Source organism: Aminobacter sp. GW821-FHT11F06, from assembly GCF_058808215.1.
This window is the reverse complement of sequence record NZ_JBXARL010000001.1, coordinates 774,100-789,803: the sequence shown is the minus strand read 5'-3', so window position 1 is coordinate 789,803 and position 15,704 is coordinate 774,100. Positions and strand designations below refer to the sequence as shown.

At 62.9% G+C, this 15,704-nt stretch carries 16 protein-coding genes; 10 read left to right on the top strand and 6 right to left on the bottom strand.

The window, feature by feature from the left end; translation table 11 throughout:
- Nucleotide 1: 1 nt before the first annotated feature.
- Complete coding sequence (gene lpxK / locus AC1RTB_RS03860; protein WP_492880649.1) at nt 2-1,027, top strand: tetraacyldisaccharide 4'-kinase; 1,026 nt, start codon at nt 2-4, stop codon at nt 1,025-1,027.
- Here the strand turns inward: lpxK and AC1RTB_RS03855 are convergent, their stop codons facing one another.
- The 3 genes from AC1RTB_RS03855 to AC1RTB_RS03845 form a co-directional block, all read right to left on the bottom strand.
- The gene (locus tag AC1RTB_RS03855; protein ID WP_476782694.1) at nt 1,028-1,261 is read right to left on the bottom strand and encodes a DUF2093 domain-containing protein; all 234 of its coding nucleotides are present in this window, start codon (nt 1,259-1,261) and stop codon (nt 1,028-1,030) included.
- A gap of 238 nt (nt 1,262-1,499) precedes the next feature.
- Nucleotides 1,500-3,344, bottom strand: coding sequence for a DNA mismatch repair endonuclease MutL (gene mutL / locus AC1RTB_RS03850; RefSeq protein ID WP_492880533.1), 1,845 nt, complete (start codon nt 3,342-3,344; stop codon nt 1,500-1,502).
- Nucleotides 3,345-3,464: 120 nt separating this feature from the next.
- Complete coding sequence (locus AC1RTB_RS03845) at nt 3,465-4,367, bottom strand: LysR substrate-binding domain-containing protein (RefSeq protein ID WP_492880532.1); 903 nt, start codon at nt 4,365-4,367, stop codon at nt 3,465-3,467.
- A 91-nt stretch (nt 4,368-4,458) separates the two neighbouring features.
- Between AC1RTB_RS03845 and AC1RTB_RS03840 the strand changes: the two genes are divergently transcribed.
- From AC1RTB_RS03840 to AC1RTB_RS03820, 5 genes are all read left to right on the top strand, one after another.
- Nucleotides 4,459-6,024: a trimethylamine methyltransferase family protein gene (locus AC1RTB_RS03840; RefSeq protein WP_492880531.1), complete on the top strand. Its 1,566-nt coding sequence runs from the start codon at nt 4,459-4,461 to the stop codon at nt 6,022-6,024.
- Between the two features lie 51 nt (nt 6,025-6,075).
- Complete coding sequence (locus tag AC1RTB_RS03835) at nt 6,076-6,306, top strand: hypothetical protein (RefSeq protein WP_492880530.1); 231 nt, start codon at nt 6,076-6,078, stop codon at nt 6,304-6,306.
- Entirely contained in the window at nt 6,303-6,602 is a 300-nt protein-coding gene (locus tag AC1RTB_RS03830) for a type II toxin-antitoxin system RelE/ParE family toxin (RefSeq protein ID WP_492880529.1), read from the top strand. The genes AC1RTB_RS03835 and AC1RTB_RS03830 overlap by 4 nt, the downstream gene beginning before the upstream one ends.
- Nucleotides 6,603-6,678: 76 nt before the next feature.
- Nucleotides 6,679-7,068, top strand: coding sequence for a nuclear transport factor 2 family protein (locus tag AC1RTB_RS03825; RefSeq protein WP_492880528.1), 390 nt, complete (start codon nt 6,679-6,681; stop codon nt 7,066-7,068).
- Entirely contained in the window at nt 7,065-7,547 is a 483-nt protein-coding gene (locus tag AC1RTB_RS03820; RefSeq protein WP_492880527.1) for a hypothetical protein, read from the top strand. Before AC1RTB_RS03825 ends, AC1RTB_RS03820 begins: the two co-directional genes overlap by 4 nt.
- 26 nt (nt 7,548-7,573) lie before the next feature.
- On the opposite strand, the gene queF is transcribed toward AC1RTB_RS03820, so the two are convergent.
- Nucleotides 7,574-8,035, bottom strand: coding sequence for a preQ(1) synthase (gene queF / locus AC1RTB_RS03815; protein ID WP_492880526.1), 462 nt, complete (start codon nt 8,033-8,035; stop codon nt 7,574-7,576).
- A gap of 113 nt (nt 8,036-8,148) precedes the next feature.
- Between queF and AC1RTB_RS03810 the strand changes: the two genes are divergently transcribed.
- Nucleotides 8,149-10,191: an oxidoreductase gene (locus AC1RTB_RS03810; protein ID WP_492880525.1), complete on the top strand. Its 2,043-nt coding sequence runs from the start codon at nt 8,149-8,151 to the stop codon at nt 10,189-10,191.
- On the opposite strand, the gene AC1RTB_RS03805 is transcribed toward AC1RTB_RS03810, so the two are convergent.
- Nucleotides 10,181-11,086, bottom strand: a complete 906-nt coding sequence (locus AC1RTB_RS03805; protein WP_492880524.1) for a LysR family transcriptional regulator — start codon at nt 11,084-11,086, stop codon at nt 10,181-10,183. The genes AC1RTB_RS03810 and AC1RTB_RS03805 overlap by 11 nt on opposite strands.
- A 120-nt stretch (nt 11,087-11,206) precedes the next feature.
- Between AC1RTB_RS03805 and AC1RTB_RS03800 the strand changes: the two genes are divergently transcribed.
- Both AC1RTB_RS03800 and AC1RTB_RS03795 read left to right on the top strand, forming a co-directional pair.
- Nucleotides 11,207-12,409: an acyl-CoA dehydrogenase gene (locus tag AC1RTB_RS03800; protein WP_492880523.1), complete on the top strand. Its 1,203-nt coding sequence runs from the start codon at nt 11,207-11,209 to the stop codon at nt 12,407-12,409.
- Between the two features lie 171 nt (nt 12,410-12,580).
- Complete coding sequence (locus AC1RTB_RS03795; RefSeq protein WP_492880522.1) at nt 12,581-13,153, top strand: cupin domain-containing protein; 573 nt, start codon at nt 12,581-12,583, stop codon at nt 13,151-13,153.
- A 50-nt stretch (nt 13,154-13,203) separates the two neighbouring features.
- On the opposite strand, the gene AC1RTB_RS03790 is transcribed toward AC1RTB_RS03795, so the two are convergent.
- On the bottom strand, nt 13,204-14,319 hold the full coding sequence (locus tag AC1RTB_RS03790) for a mandelate racemase/muconate lactonizing enzyme family protein (protein WP_492880521.1): 1,116 nt from the start codon (nt 14,317-14,319) through the stop codon (nt 13,204-13,206).
- Nucleotides 14,320-14,471: 152 nt separating this feature from the next.
- Between AC1RTB_RS03790 and AC1RTB_RS03785 the strand changes: the two genes are divergently transcribed.
- Entirely contained in the window at nt 14,472-15,659 is a 1,188-nt protein-coding gene (locus tag AC1RTB_RS03785) for a glycine C-acetyltransferase (RefSeq protein ID WP_492880520.1), read from the top strand.
- Nucleotides 15,660-15,704: the final 45 nt, after the last annotated feature.

Below are 15,704 nucleotides of genomic sequence, written 5' to 3'. Positions count from 1 at the left end.
GCTGGCCAGCGAAGCGCCTCCTTTCTGGTGGGAAAAGCCGGACTGGCGCGCTTTCGCGCTCTATCCGGTCTCGTCGCTTTACGCCCTTGTCGCGGGCCGGCGCATGAAAACCGCCCGGCGCGAAAAGATGAATGCGCCGGTGCTTTGCGTCGGCAATTTCACCGTCGGCGGCACCGGCAAGACCCCGATCGCCATCGCGCTCGCCAAGCAGGCGAAGCGCATGCATCTCGTGCCCGGCATCCTGTCGCGCGGCCACGGCGGCAGTTTTGCCGAGCCTCATGTCGTTGACACCCACCATGACAGTGCCAAGCATGTCGGCGACGAGCCGCTGCTTTTGGCCGAACATGCGCTGGTCGCCGTCTCGGCCAACCGGGCTGCTGGCGCGCGCCTGCTGATCGAACGCGGCTGCAATTTCCTGATCATGGACGATGGCTTCCAGAGCGCGCGCATCCATATCGATTATGCGCTGGTGGTTGTCGATGCACGTTACGGCCTGGGCAATGGCCACGTCATCCCCGGCGGGCCGATGCGCGCTCGGCTGATCGACCAGCTACAATTTGCCGATGCAATCCTCAAGATGGGCGAGGGCGAGAAGGCCGATGCGGTGGTGCGTCAGGCGGCGCGTGCCGGCAAGCCCATCTTTGCGGCGACCGCGCGGCCGCGCAACAAGAAGGCATTTGCCGGCCGGCGTTTCCTTGCGTTCGCCGGCATCGGTCATCCCGAGAAGTTCTTCGCCACGCTGAACAAGGCCGGAGGCACGGTGGTGCTGGAGCGCGCCTTCGCCGACCACCACTTCTATTTGCCGGACGATCTGGACGATCTTGTTGCCGCGGCCCAGGCTGGCGAGCTGGAACTGGTGACGACATCGAAGGATGCCGCGCGGTTGCGCCACGGTGCTGCGTCGCCGGAATTCCTCGAGCGCCTGAACGTGATGGAGATCGACGCTGTATTCGACATTGAGCACACGGCCGAGCGCATCATAGGCGAAACGCTCGAAGCCTGGCGGCGGCGGAAGATTGCCGGTTGATCAACCGCGCTTGCGCAGATCCGGGTTCATTTCGATCTCGCGCGCCAGCGAAATCGCTGCATCGCGATAAGGCTCCTGGCGGGCGACGCTCCAGTATTTGAGCTCGTCGAGCGGGATCGACTCCGCCGTCACCGCGCAACGCACGAAGGAGCCGGGGCTCGTTACCTGGAAATCGCCGTCAAGATAGCGAATGCGGGCTTCGCGTGCGCCGGGGCCTTCGAAACGGTTCATCATCGCTTTGTGCTCAACATCCTGGTGCATGGGCCCGAAAATCAGGTTCGATCGGCGGTCTGCACAGGTTCAAATTCTACCGCGTCCGCAGCCTCTCCAAAAGGGAGTGCTACGCTGCATTTGGGCTTTTACGGCCACGAAATGCCTGAGGTCAAGTTACCTGTCCTCCGCCAGGAACCGCTCGATGGGGCAGTCTGGTCTTGGCCGGTATGGTTCTGGTCAATCTCAAGCGCTGATAGGTCTAGCGCCGGCCAAACAGCTTTTCGATATCGGCAAGCTTGAGTTCGATGTAGGTCGGCCGACCGTGGTTGCAGGTGCCCGAGCCGGGCGTCGCTTCCATCTGCCTCAGCAGCGCGTTCATTTCTTCAGGCCTCAAACGGCGGCCCGAGCGTACCGAGCCGTGGCAGGCCATCGTTGCGGCAATTGCGTCGAGCCGCTCCTTCAGCGTATCCGCCGTGTCGCTGTCGGCGATTTCGTCGGCGAGGTCGCGCACCAGCTGGGTGACATCGGTCTCGCCAAGCATCGCAGGTGTTTCGCGCACGGCGACAGCACCTGGGCCGAAGCGCTCGATGCCGAGGCCGAAGCGGGCAAGGGTTTCGGAATGCAGCGCAAGGCGCTCGGCATCTTCTTCCGGAAGGTCGATGATCTCGGGCATCAAAAGCATCTGTGACGGCACCGGTCGCGAATGCAGCGCGTTCTTCAGCGCCTCATAGACCAGCCGCTCATGGGCGGCGTGCTGGTCGACGATGATCAGCGAGTCGTTGGTCTGGGCGACGATGTAGTTTTCATGCACTTGCGCACGCGCGGCACCCAGTTCGGTTTGCAGCAGGGCCTCGGCAACTTCGGTTTGCCCGGCGCGGGCGTCGGCGCTGTGCAGCGGGCCGGTGTCGAAGCTCGCCTGTCGTTGCTCGCCAAAGCCTGCATCGAGTGGCCGGTGCGGCGAGCGCAGCGGGTCGAATCCCCCAGAGGTGGCGGCGCGAAAATCGGGATTGTAGGCGCGATGGCCGCTGGCCGGCCCGGGATGGCCGTAAGCGGTCGCGCCGGGACGGAATGCGCCCATCATCGCTTGCGTGCCGGTGGTGGCCGGACGGATGCCCGCACCAGCCAGCGCCTGGCGCACGGCGCCCACGATCAACCCGCGCACCAGGCCTGGGTCGCGAAAACGCACGTCGGCCTTGGCAGGATGCACGTTGACGTCGACATAGGCCGGGTCGAGCGTCAGGAAGAGCACCGTCACCGCATGTCGGTCGCGCGGCAAGACGTCGGCATAAGCGCCGCGTATGGCCGAGGCGATCAGCTTGTCGCGCACCGGCCTGCCGTTGACATAGGCATATTGCTGCAGCGCATTGCCCCTGGTGTATGACGGGATCGAGACGTGGCCATCGAGGCGCACGCTTTCGCGCGAGGCTTCGATCACGATCGAATTGTCGGGGAAATCCTTACCCATCACCTGGGCGATGCGGGTCAGCCTGCCCTGAACATCGTCTGATGCGGCGGACAGTTCCAGCGTCGAGCGGTCGGTGCCCGACAGCGTGAAGCGCACGGCGGGGAAGGCGATGGCGATGCGCTTGATGACGTCGGCGATGGCTGTCGCCTCGGCGCGCTCGGTCTTCATGAATTTGAGCCGGGCAGGGGTGGCGAAAAACAGGTCGCGCACCTCGACCGACGTGCCGCGATTGGTCGGTGCTGGCCGTACCGCCGAGACGCGGCCGCCTTCGACTGTGATTTCGGCACCGCTGTCGGCAGCCTTGGTCCGCGAGCGGATGGCGAGTTTCGACACCGAGCCGATCGACGGCAACGCTTCGCCACGGAAGCCGAGCGAGCGGATGTCGAGGATGTCCTCGCCGAGCTTGGAGGTGCAGTGGCGCGAGATCGCCAGCGAAAGCTCATCTTCGGGCATGCCCGAGCCGTCGTCGACGACGCGGATGAGGCCGAGCCCGCCGCCTGAAGTGGCGACCTCGATGCGCGACGCGCCGGCGTCGAGCGCGTTTTCGACCAGTTCCTTGACCACGCTGGCAGGTCGTTCAACGACCTCGCCGGCAGCGATCTGGTTGATCATCGTTTCGGAAAGCTGGCGAATGGACATCTGGACATTATAGCGGGATTCGGAGTGGCGCGGACAGGCTCTGCCTAAGGATACTTCGCGGAAATTCCTGTCAGGAACGCACTTGCCAGCCCGGCTTGATCTGCCTGGTGTACAGGCTTCTCAAGCCTGCGCTGCTAGCCAGTCACGGACCTTTTCCGCACTTTCGCTCAGCGGGCGGTTCTTCGGCCAGGCGACGTGAAAACCTTTGCCAGTGGTCATGATGTGATCGGTCAGTCGCACCAGCAATCCGGCAGCGATCAGCCTGTCGGTGAGATGGCGCCAGCCAAGCGCGATGCCCTGTCCCTCCATGACGGCCTGGATGACCAGCACGTAGTCGTTGATGACCAGCCCGCGCTTGGCGACTGCCCCATTGAGACCCGCCGACTGGAACCATTCGTTCCAGGTTGCCGCCGGCCGGAAGGGTTCTTCGAGATGGATGAAGTGGTGCAACGTCATCTCGGTCGGCGTTTGCGGCATCCCCGCGCGCGTCAGATAGGCCGGGCCGGCAACGGGGTAAATCTCTTCGATTGATATCGGCAACAGCTCGTAGTCCGGCCAGTCCGCTGCGTCGCCTCCGCGAATGCCCAATGGGATACCTTCGGCGATCAGGTCGAGATCGCGGTCGGCGGTCTGGATACGCAGGTCGATGCCGGGCAGGTCATCGCGGAATTTCTGCAACCTCGGCATCATCCAGAACGAAGCGAAAGCGGTCGATGCCGACAGCGTGACATGCATGCCACCCGCGCGTGCCCTCAATTCCTCCGCCGATTTGCGGATATGCGACAGGCCAAGCGTGACGTCGGCATGGAAGCGCTCGCCGGCCTCGGTCAGCATCACTTGGCGGTGGCGGCGCTGGAACAGCTTTGCGCCAAGCTGCTCTTCAAGCCCGCGGATCGCATAAGAAACAGCAGCCTGGGTCATGCCGAGTTCTCGGCCTGCGGCTGTGAAGCTCGATAGCCGCCCGGCCGCCTCGAAGACGATCAGGCTGCCAGCGGAGGGCAGGAGGTGGCGCAGGCTTTGCATAAATGCAGCTTATGCAAACAATCAGGATTTTCAAGCGTCACAGCAGCCGATCCAAAGGCTAGCTTCATGCTGGAATGCTTTGGAGCCGTGCATGGACGTCGTTGCCCCTGATATCAAAACCGAGCCGGCAAAACGCCGTGAGCGTGGCGGCCGCAATGCGCGCCGCGAGCAGCGTTCGCATGGGCCCGAGGCGCATGGCCGGCCCTACATCATCCGCAACATCCCGACCTACGACATATTGTCGGAGGAAAATCTCCTCCGCATCGAAGACACGGCCGACCGCATCCTCGCCGAAATCGGCATCGAGTTCCGCGACGATCCCGTTTCGCTCGACCACTGGAAGCGGGCCGGGGCCAAGGTCGATGGCATGCTCGTCAAGTTCGAGCCAGGGCTTTTGCGCGAACTGCTGAAAACGGCGCCCGCCCAATTCACCCAGCACGCCCGCAACCCCGAGCGCTCGGTGGTCATCGGCGGCAAGAGCGTGATCTTTTCGCCGGCCTATGGTTCGCCCTTCGTCATGGATCTCGACAATGGCCGGCGTTACGGCACCATCGAGGATTTCCGCAACTTCGTGAAGCTGGCCCAGTCCTCGCCCTGGCTGCATCATTCCGGCGGCACCATCTGCGAACCGGTCGACGTGCCGGTCAACAAGCGCCATCTCGACATGGTCTACAGCCATATCCGCTATTCCGATCGCGGCTTCATGGGCTCGGTGACGTCTGAAAGCCGGGCGGAAGACTCCATCGACATGGCCCGCATCGTCTTTGGCGAGCAATTCACCGATGAAAATTGCGTCATCCTCGGCAACGTCAATGTCAACTCGCCGCTGGTCTGGGACGCCACCATGACCACGGCACTTCGCGCCTACGCGCGGGCCAACCAGGCGGCGGTCGTTGTGCCCTTCATCCTGGGCGGCGCCATGGGCCCGGTCACCAATGCCGGCGCCATCGCCCAGTCGCTGGCCGAAACCATGGCGGGCTGCGCGCTGACCCAGCTCGAACGGCCCGGCGCGCCGGTCATTTTCGGCAATTTCCTGTCGTCGATGTCGCTGCGCTCGGGTTCGCCGACCTTCGGCACGCCGGAGCCGGCCATCGGCTCGATGGTCATAGGGCAGCTTGCGCGGAGACTGAACCTGCCGCTGAGATGCTCCGGCAACTTCACCACCTCGAAGCTTCCCGACGCCCACGCCATGAACGAAGGCACCATGTCGATGCTGGCGGCGGTGCATTGCGGCGCCAATTTCATCCTGCATTCCGCCGGTTTCCTCGACGGGCTTTTGTCGATGTCCTACGAAAAGTTCGTCATGGACGCCGATTTCTGCGGCGCGCTGCACACCTATCTCGACGGCGTGAAGATCGACGACAACCAGCTGGCGCTCGACGCCTTCAAGGAAGTCGGCCCTGGCAGCCACTTCTTCGGCTGCGCCCATACCATGGCCAATTACGAAACCGCGTTCTGGGATTCGGCCATCGCCGACAACGAGCCCTACGAGAAATGGCAGGCTGCGGGCTCGCTCGATGCGGCCGCGCGCGCCAACAAGCGCTGGAAGACGATGCTCGCCGAATACGAAGCGCCGCCGCTGGACGTTGCCATCGACGAGGCGCTCAACGATTTCATGGCGCGCAAGAAGGCGTCGATGGACGATGCGTGGTATTGACGGGGACCGGCCAGGGCGGAATATCTTGTCCGCACATTGGCGAGGCTAGACATGACCAAGTTGCTCGAACAGGCATTGGAGGCCGCCCGAAAGCTCTCCCGGGATGACCAGGACGAGATTGCTCGCGCAATCTTCGAATTGGTCGGTGCAGGTTCCGCCGAGCCTGTCCCGTTGACCGCTGACGAGCGCTTGGCCATCGAACGATCCCGTGCCGCCGCTCTGCGCGGTGAATTTGCGTCCGAGGAGCAAGTCCGGACGGTCTGGGCGAAGCACGGCGGATGAGGTTGCGCTACACCCTTCCGGCTCTCGCCGATCTTGAAGGGATACTCGACCATGTCGCCAATCAATCGCCGTCTGGCGGCCGGAAAGTCGCCAGGCGCATAAAGATGATCACCGAATTGCTGTGCCGCCACCCCGAGGTGGGCCGGCTGACCGAAGTGGAAGGTATCCGGCGGATCAATGCGAGGCCGTATCCTTATCTGATCTTCTACGAGCTTGCGGACAACGAGATTGTCATTCATGCGGTGCGGCACGGCGCGCGCGATCCGGCCGATATGCCGGGATCGGATGGTTCGTGATGCGATGTGTTGCTGTTTTCGCGCGCAAGAAGGTGTCGATGGACGATGCGTGGTATTGATGCGGGACGATAGTCGCTTGCGCAATCCGCCATTCGATCCGATCGCCGCGTTGAAGCACTATCACGCCGCCATCGACGCTCTCGACTTTGTTGCCATCGAGGCCTGTTTCGCACCCGAAGCCAGCTATGTGTCGAACGGTATCGGCGCCATCATTGGCCGCGATGCGATCATGGAAGCCTTCCGAAGCTATTTCGCGGTCTATGGCGACCAGATTTCCAAGGACGAGGCAGTGGTGGCGCTGTCACCATATGTGGGCTGGGCGCGCTGGCGGCTCGAAGCCACGCATGCCGTCACTGGCGCGTGCCTCAGCCGGTCTGGCGAGGAGACAGTCCATTTCGATGCGAACGGCATGATTGTCCGGGTCGAGGTGAAAGATGATCTTGTACCCGAAGGCAGCAACGCATGATGCATGGTATTGAGGGCAGCCAATCCAACGCCGAGGCCGCCATGAAAGCCGCTTTTGCAACTGCCATCCTGCCCCTGCTAGTGACGCCCGCCCTTGCCGGAACGCCACTGGAGGCGGTGAAACCCTTCTACGACCATATCGGCCTGGAGCTCGATCCAGCCGAGCGCGGTCGGTTCGTCGATCCGGCAAAGGCAGTGCTCGATGCCCGCGACCTGCTCGAAAAATCAGGTCAGGGCGATTGTCTTGATACGAACATGCCGCTCGACAGTGCGGCCTACGACAAGGCCGAGCTCGACAAGAGCCTGAAACTGAACGAAGCGGAGAGCGGCGAAAGCGCGATCGTGGTCGCAACATTCATGGCGGCAGGCGAGCCTCACCGCATGCAGTGGAAACTGAAGAGGGTCGACGGCGAATGGAAGATCGCGGACTTCTTGTCGGTGACCAACGAATGGGCGTTCAGCCAGTACCAATGCGAATGAACGCGCTTGGCAAGCTTGTGAACAGCTCAGCCGCGCCCGCGATAAGGCGCGACGCCGGTTTCGGGCAGCCACGATCCCTCGGGCGGAGCACCGGTCTGCCAGAACACGTCGATGGGAATGCCACCGCGCGGATACCAGTAGCCGGCAATGCGCAGCCACAACGGCTTGGTCGCTTCGACGACGCGGCGGCCGATCATCACGGTGCAGTCCTCGTGGAAGGCGCCATGGTTGCGGAACGAGACCATGAACAGTTTCAGCGACTTCGACTCGACCAGAAGCTTGTCCGGCGCATAGTCGATCACGATGTGGGCGAAGTCGGGCTGGCCGGTGACCGGGCACAAGGAGGTGAATTCCGGGCAGGTGAAGCGCACGATCGCCGGCGGGCCGCCGACACGGTCGTAGGGCACGGTTTCGAGCACGGCGGTTTCCGGCGACGTTGGCATTTCGACCCTGGTGCCGAGTTGGGTGAGGCTGTCGGTTACAGTCATTGGGTAGCTCTTCTGAATTGCCCTGGCTCATTGCTGGCAAGGCGGCATGCGCCAAACTGTGCGGGCCAGATTTTCGAGTGGCGTGTATTAGCGCCGGATAATGCAGGAATGCAATGACCAGCAACGACCCGCTTCTCCAGCCCTACCAGCTCAAGCATCTGACGCTGAAGAACCGCGTCATGTCGACGAGCCACGAGCCGGCCTATTCCGAAGACGGTATGCCCAAGGAGCGCTACCGGCTCTACCATGCCGAAAAGGCCAAGGGCGGCATGGCGCTGACCATGACGGCGGGGTCGGCGATCGTCTCACGCGACAGCCCGGCAGCCTTCGGCAATCTGCATGCCTATGACGACGCCATCGTGCCATGGTTGCGCCAACTCGCCGACGATTGCCACGAGCACGACTGCAAGGTGATGATCCAGATCACCCATCTCGGCCGCCGCACCAACTGGAACAAGGCCGACTGGCTGCCGGTGCTGAGCGCCTCCCCGGTGCGTGAGGCTGCCCACCGCACATTTCCCAAGACCATCGAGGATTGGGACATCGAGCGCATCGTCGCCGACTACGCCTCCGCTGCCCAGCGCATGCAGGCGGCGGGGCTCGATGGCATCGAATTCGAGGCCTATGGCCATCTGATGGATGGCTTCTGGTCGCCGGCCACCAACCATCGCGACGACGATTATGGCGGCACGCTCGACAACCGCCTGCGCTTTACCTGGCGGGTGATCGATGCCGTGCGCGCGGCTGTCGGCAAGGAGTTCATTGTCGGCATCCGCATGGTCGCCGACGAGGATTTCGAGAAAGGCCTGTCGAAGGACGAGGGCATCGAGATCGCCCGGCGGCTGGCCTCTTCGGGAAAGTTCGATTTCCTCAACATCATTCGCGGCCATATCGACACCGACGCAGCACTGACCGGCGTCATCCCGCTGCACGGCATGGCCTCGTCGCCGCATCTCAACTTTGCCGGCGAGGTCAGGGCGGCAACCAAGTTCCCGGTCTTTCATGCCGCGCGTATTTCCGACGTTGCAACGGCCCGCCACGCCATCGCCAATGGCAAGCTTGACATGGTCGGCATGACGCGCGCCCACATCGCCGAGCCGCATATCGTCAGGAAGGTGATGGAAGGGCGCGAGCATCAGATCCGCCCGTGCGTCGGCGCCACCTACTGCCTCGACCGCATCTATGAGGGTGGCGGCGCACTGTGTATCCACAACGCCGCGACCGGCCGCGAAGCGACGATCCCGCATGTGATTTCACGCACCGAAGGCCCGCTACGCAAGGTCGTCGTGGTCGGCGCGGGGGCTGCCGGCCTCGAGGCCGCGCGCGTGCTGGCCGAGCGCGGTCACAAGGTGACCGTGCTGGAGGCGACCAGCCAGGCCGGCGGGCAGGTGCGACTTGCGGCGCAGAACCCGCGTCGGCGTGAGCTGATCGGTATCGTCGACTGGCGCCTGGCCGAGTTGGAACGACTGGGCGTCGAGATCCGCTATGACGTCTGGGCCGGAAAGGACGATGTGCTGGCGCTGCAGCCCGACGCGGTGGTCATCGCCACAGGCGGTTTGCCGCAGAACCCGCCCTTGGACGCCGGCGACGATCTGGTGACGTCGAGTTGGGACATCATCGCCGGTGCGGTGAAGCCGGCCGAAAACGTGCTGCTTTATGATGACAATGGCGGCCATCAGGGCATGACGGCGGCGGAACTGATCGGCAAGGCCGGCTCGAAGCTTGAGCTGGTCACGCCCGAGCGGCTGTTTGCGCCGGAGATCGGCGGCATGAACCATGTGCCTTACATGGAGGCATTCCACCGCACCGGCGTGAAGATCACCATCAACACGCGGCTTCAATCGGTCCGGCGTGAGGGCAATCAACTGGTCGCCACACTGTCCTCCGACTACGCCAAGGGCTGGCAGGAGGAGCGGCGTGTCGATCAGGTGGCGGTCGAGCATGGCACGTTGCCGCTCGACGACCTCTATCTCGAACTCAAGCCGCTGTCGAAAAACGGTGGCGCTATCGATTACGAGCGCCTGATCCATGGCGGCGAGATTTTCCCCGAGGTTCGGGATGCGAGCTTCATCCTGCTGCGCATTGGCGACGCGGTCCAGGCCCGCAACATCCATGCGGCGATCTATGACGGGATCAGGTTCGGCCTCAGGATTTGACCGCCGGCAACGCCACGTCGGCCGCGATCCAGCGCAGGAATTCGCGCAGGCCCGGGCGATCCTCGGTGCCGGGCCGGAAGGCGAGGCGATAGGGGAATTCGCCGGCGATGCGGTTTGCCGAGGCCATGACCAGTTGGCAGGAAGCGAGTTCGCGTGCGGCCAGCACCTGAGGAACCAAAGCCACGCCGAGCCCGGCGACAGCCGCTTCGACAACCATCGAGAATTGCTCGAAGCGATGGCCGCGCAAGGTGGTGCGCGGGTCGATGCCGGCGGCCTGGAACCATTGCAGCCACAAGGTCGGGCGCGTCGATTGCTGCAACAGCGGCAAGGCGGCGAGTTCGGCATCGTCGAGCGAGGCCCGGCCGTCGAGAAGAGCCGGAGCGGCAACCACCACCAGCTCCTCGTCGAAAAGGCGCAGCATGCCCGGCTGGCCTGGCTCGACAGGCCCACGCTGGATCGCAGCGTCGAAGGCCTCGGTTTCGAGATCGACCGTTTCCAGCCGGACTGCCAGATCGATGGCGACGTCGGGGGCGGCGAGATGGAAACCCGCCAGCCGTGGGATGAGCCAGCGGTCGGCAAGTGTCGGCAGCACCGCGAGGCTGAGCATCTCGGACTGGCCGCCAAATGCCATGGTCCTGACGGTTGCCTCATGCAGGGCGTCGAGGATCGCGTCGGCGTCGCGGGCGAAGCGTCGGCCGGCGTCCGACAGGGTCAGCCGCTGGCGGACTCGGTGGAACAGGGCGACGCCGAGCCTGTCTTCCAGCTGCCCGATCGAGCGGCTCACCGAACTTTGCGTCAGTCCAAGCTGATTGGCAGCGCGAATTGTCGTGCCGTAGCGGGCACTGGCGCGGAACGCCTCAAGCTCGGCAATCGTTGGCACATAAGCGCGGCGCATAAGGAAGGCTCTGGTTCGAGTTGATCGAGTTTACGCATCAACTTTACAAGATTACTTGTTAGCGAAAAGGCCTGAAGCGGGCTAGGATATGAAAAACGCTCTCATTCTCCCGGAGGAACAATGAACACATCCAAACCGGCGGCCGCCGCCAGCTTTGTCTGGGCCGACCCTTTCCTTCTCGAAGATCAACTGACCGAAGACGAGCGCATGATGCGCGATGCGGCGGCAAGCTTCGCTGCCGACAAGCTCGCCCCGCGCATCGAAGAGGCCTATCTCGACGAAAAGACCGATCCGGCGATCTTCCGCGAAATGGGCGAGGCCGGCCTGCTCGGCATCACCGTTCCCGAGGAATATGGCGGCCTTGGCGCTGGCTACGTGACCTATGGTCTGGTCGCGCGCGAAGTCGAGCGCGTCGATTCGGGCTATCGCTCGATGATGTCAGTGCAGTCGTCGCTGGTGATGTATCCGATCTATGCCTACGGCTCCGAGGAGCAGCGCAAGAAGTACCTGCCCAAGCTTGCTTCGGGCGAATGGATCGGCTGCTTCGGCCTGACCGAGCCGGATGCCGGCTCCGATCCCGGTGGCATGAAGACCCGCGCCGAAAAGACCGCTAACGGCTACAAGATCAGCGGTTCGAAAATGTGGATTTCCAACGCGCCGATCGCCGACGTGTTTGTCGTCTGGGCGAAGTCGGCAGCCCACGACAACCAGATTCGCGGCTTTGTGCTCGAAAAGGGCATGAAGGGACTGTCAGCTCCGAAGATCGGCGGCAAGCTGTCGCTGCGCGCTTCGATCACCGGCGAGATCGTCATGGAAGGCGTTGAAGTTGGCGAAGACGCGCTGCTGCCCAACGTGTCGGGCCTGAAAGGGCCGTTTGGCTGCCTCAACCGCGCCCGCTACGGCATTTCCTGGGGCGTCATGGGTGCCGCCGAGGATTGCTGGCACCGCGCTCGCCAGTATGGCCTTGACCGCAAGCAGTTCAACAAGCCGCTGGCCGGCACCCAGCTTTACCAGAAGAAGCTCGCCGACATGCAGACCGAGATCGCGCTTGGCCTGCAGGCTAGTTTGCGCGTCGGTCGCCTGATGGACGAGCACAAGTTCGCGCCCGAGATGATCTCGCTGGTCAAGCGCAACAATTGCGGCAAGGCACTCGATATCGCCCGCCAGGCCCGCGACATGCATGGCGGCAACGGCATCCAGATTGGCTACCACGTCATGCGCCACGCGCAGAACCTGGAGACGGTCAACACCTATGAGGGCACGCATGACGTCCATGCGCTGATCCTCGGCCGGGCACAGACCGGTCTGCAGGCGTTCTTCTAAGCCTCAAGGGCAATGGTTCGCTTCCATGGCGGCCGCGGGAGCGATCCCGCGGCCGCTTTTATTTGCAGGCAAGTTTGTTGACTGATTTGCGTATGGCTTTCGATTTTAAGTTTAGTTAGTTCGAGTATGCTTCGAAGGAGGCGCGAATTGTTTCATGGTTCTGAAACAGTCGTGATCGTTCCCGACCTCAAACGGTTACATCTCGCCGATAATTCCCGACTTGTCCGGCAGTTTCGCCGGCTGCGAGGAGAGGGGATTTTGTCGGTGAACGCCCAGGCCAAGGTTGAGAGTGCCAGCCAGATTTTGTGGTTTGGCGACAATCTGATGACGATCCGTGTTCCCGCCTGTGCGGGGAACGACCAGATCAGCATCATTGAATGCCGCATGCCACAGGGCGAAACGACGCCGCTCCACGTCAATCTCTGCGAAGACGAGATCATCCACATTCTCGAAGGCACGATGCGCTTTCGCGTCGATGGCAAGGTTTTTCTCGCCCATGCGGGGCAGACCGTCATGGCCCCCAAGGGAATTCCACATACGTTCCGCGTCGAATCGACAGACGGTGCGACGTGCCTGATCGTCACCCAGGGCGGTGACTTCGAGCAAATGATCCGTCAGATGAGCGTGCCGGCGCCGTCGGCAACTTTGCCGCCAAAAGCTGAGCGGACGCCGGAGGCTGCAAAGCGCTTCATCGACGCTTGCGCGAAAAACAACATCCAGGTCATCGGCGCACCGCTACCATAGCGCCGATGCTGGGCTGGACGGGTGCGGGGGCGTGTCCGTCCAGCCATCCCTTATGATTTGCAGGCAAATATTGGCGCGCCGAATTCCGCCGGGTCGACATCCAGGCCAAGGCCTGGTCCGCCAGGCAGGCTCATCATGCCGTCTTCGATGGCAAATTCGCCGCGCGCGTTCGACACCGTCACCCAGTTGTGGAAGTCGACAGTGTGCTGCCTGAGCCCCTCCGGCGTCGACAACAGCAGGCCCGAATAGGCCGCCGTGTCGATCTGCGCGCCGCCTGTGTCCTCGATTGTCACCTTGAGGTTCTTGGCGATCGCGATGTCGCGCAAAAGCTTGGCCTTGGTCAGCCCGCCGACACGCGCCAGCTTGATGGTAATGCCGTCGACAAGCCCGTCCGATATGGCGCGCAACAGCACGTCCGCGCTGTCGATGGTTTCATCTAGCACCAGCGGCCGGTCGGTGGCGCGGCGAATGGCGAGGTTTTCCTCGTAGGTCGCGCAAGGCTGTTCGAGCGTGTAGTCGAGCGCCCGCGTCGCCATCAGGAAACGTCGGGTTTCGGCTGTACCCCAGCTCGCATTGGCATCGCAAAACAACACCGTGTCATTCGGCACAGCTGACCGCACCGCTTCCAGCCGCGCAATGTCGTCGTTGACATCGAGCCCGACCTTGACCTGCAAGCGACGGTAGCCCTCGGCGATGTATTTTTGCGCCCGCACAGCCATCGCGTCGGGCGATTGCTGGGCGATCGAGCGGTAGAGCGCGAGCTGCGTGCCTTCCGCACCGCCGCTCAAGGCGGCGAGCGACAAGCCGGAGCGCTTGCCCAAGAGGTCCCACAGCGCCATGTCGACCGCCGATTTCGCATAGGGGTGGCCCTTGAGCAGCAGATCCATGCGCCGGTTCAACGCTTCGATGCCGGATGCGTCGCAGCCGAGCAGTTGCGGTGCCACTTCCCGCATCGCCTCACGCGCGCCGGCGGCGAAGGCGGGATCGTAGAAGCTGCCAAGCGGCGCCATCTCGCCATAACCGCTGATGCCGTCGCGGCTGGTGATCTCGACGATCGTCGAATCAAAACCTTCAGCACTTCGCCCGCCCGAGCAGCGATAGGTGCCGTCGCGAAACGGCTGCCATTGGCGGAAGATGCGAATGCTTGAAATCGTAGCGTCAATCATGCTGTCCCCAAGGCGGTGGTGTGCGAATTGGATGAAGTTTAGCGCGTCGGCTTCGCTGTCGAGGCCAGGGAAGCGGCGAGCGGCCAAGTCGCATTTGTGATAGCGTCGTGGCAAGCTTCGCCCGATTTTCCGCGGCAGCAGGGAGCAAATGCATGAGCGGCAATTTCCTATCCCACATCGCTTCCGAACTGGAGGGGCTGAAGTCGGCCGGCCTCTACAAGTCCGAGCGGGTCATCACCTCGACGCAGAGCGCCGAGATCGAGGTCGGCGGCGTAAAGGTGCTGAATTTCTGCGCCAACAACTATCTCGGCCTCGCCGATAGCCATCATCTGCGCAACGCCGCCAAGGACGCGCTCGACCGCTACGGCTACGGCATGGCTTCGGTGCGCTTCATCTGCGGCACGCAGGAAGAGCACAAGGAACTGGAGGCGAAGCTGTCCGCTTTCCTCGGCATGGAGGACACGATCCTTTATTCCTCATGCTTCGACGCCAATGCCGGTCTGTTCGAAACCCTGCTTTCAGAAGAAGACGCCATCATTTCCGATGCGTTGAACCACGCCTCGATCATCGATGGCGTGCGCTTGTCAAAGGCCAAACGCTTCCGCTACGCCAACAACGATATGGCCGCCCTTGAAGAAGAGTTGAAGAAAGCCGAGGGCAGTCGCTTCAAGCTGATCGCCACCGACGGCGTGTTTTCCATGGATGGCATCATCGCCAATCTCAAGGGCGTTTGCGATCTTGCCGAAAAATACGGGGCGATGGTGATGGTAGACGACAGCCATGCCGTTGGCTTCGTCGGCAAGCATGGCCGCGGCACGCCGGAGCATTGCGGCGTCGAGGGCCGCGTCGACATCATCACCGGTACGCTCGGCAAGGCGCTGGGGGGCGCATCCGGTGGCTACACCAGCGGCAAGCGCGACGTCGTCGACTGGCTGCGCCAGCGCTCCAGGCCTTATCTGTTTTCCAACACGCTTGCCCCCTCCATCGCCGGTGCTTCGATCAAGGTGCTGGACCTGATCGCCGAGGGTGGGGCTTTGCGCGAAAAACTCTACGCCAATGCCGAGCGTTTCCGCGCGGGCATGGGCAAGCTCGGCTTCACGCTTGGCGGTGCCAATCATCCGATCGTCCCGGTCATGCTGGGCGATGCGACGCTTGCCCAGGAGATGGCGGCGCGGATGCTGAAGCGCGGCATCTATGTGATCGGCTTTTCGTTCCCGGTCGTGCCCAAGGGCCAGGCGCGCATCCGCACCCAGATGTCGGCGGCCCACTCGACAGCCGATATCGATCGCGCGGTCGCGGCGTTTGGTGAAGTCGGTCGCGAGTTGGGCGTCATTTCATAAAGTGCCAGACTTGCCAAAAGCGATTCTGGATCAAGCGATTCCGAG

Coding starts and splice junctions, on each gene's coding strand:
- AC1RTB_RS03820 (WP_492880527.1), top strand. CDS start 7,065: ATGATGCATGGTATTGAGGGCAGCCAATCCAACGCCGAGGCCGCCATG.
- AC1RTB_RS03785 (WP_492880520.1), top strand. CDS start 14,472: ATGAGCGGCAATTTCCTATCCCACATCGCTTCCGAACTGGAGGGGCTG.
- AC1RTB_RS03805 (WP_492880524.1), bottom strand. CDS start 11,086: ATGCGCCGCGCTTATGTGCCAACGATTGCCGAGCTTGAGGCGTTCCGC.
- queF (WP_492880526.1), bottom strand. CDS start 8,035: ATGACTGTAACCGACAGCCTCACCCAACTCGGCACCAGGGTCGAAATG.
- AC1RTB_RS03840 (WP_492880531.1), top strand. CDS start 4,459: ATGGACGTCGTTGCCCCTGATATCAAAACCGAGCCGGCAAAACGCCGT.
- AC1RTB_RS03855 (WP_476782694.1), bottom strand. CDS start 1,261: ATGATGAACCGTTTCGAAGGCCCCGGCGCACGCGAAGCCCGCATTCGC.
- AC1RTB_RS03845 (WP_492880532.1), bottom strand. CDS start 4,367: ATGCAAAGCCTGCGCCACCTCCTGCCCTCCGCTGGCAGCCTGATCGTC.
- AC1RTB_RS03835 (WP_492880530.1), top strand. CDS start 6,076: ATGACCAAGTTGCTCGAACAGGCATTGGAGGCCGCCCGAAAGCTCTCC.
- mutL (WP_492880533.1), bottom strand. CDS start 3,344: ATGTCCATTCGCCAGCTTTCCGAAACGATGATCAACCAGATCGCTGCC.
- AC1RTB_RS03800 (WP_492880523.1), top strand. CDS start 11,207: ATGAACACATCCAAACCGGCGGCCGCCGCCAGCTTTGTCTGGGCCGAC.
- AC1RTB_RS03810 (WP_492880525.1), top strand. CDS start 8,149: ATGACCAGCAACGACCCGCTTCTCCAGCCCTACCAGCTCAAGCATCTG.
- AC1RTB_RS03830 (WP_492880529.1), top strand. CDS start 6,303: ATGAGGTTGCGCTACACCCTTCCGGCTCTCGCCGATCTTGAAGGGATA.
- AC1RTB_RS03790 (WP_492880521.1), bottom strand. CDS start 14,319: ATGATTGACGCTACGATTTCAAGCATTCGCATCTTCCGCCAATGGCAG.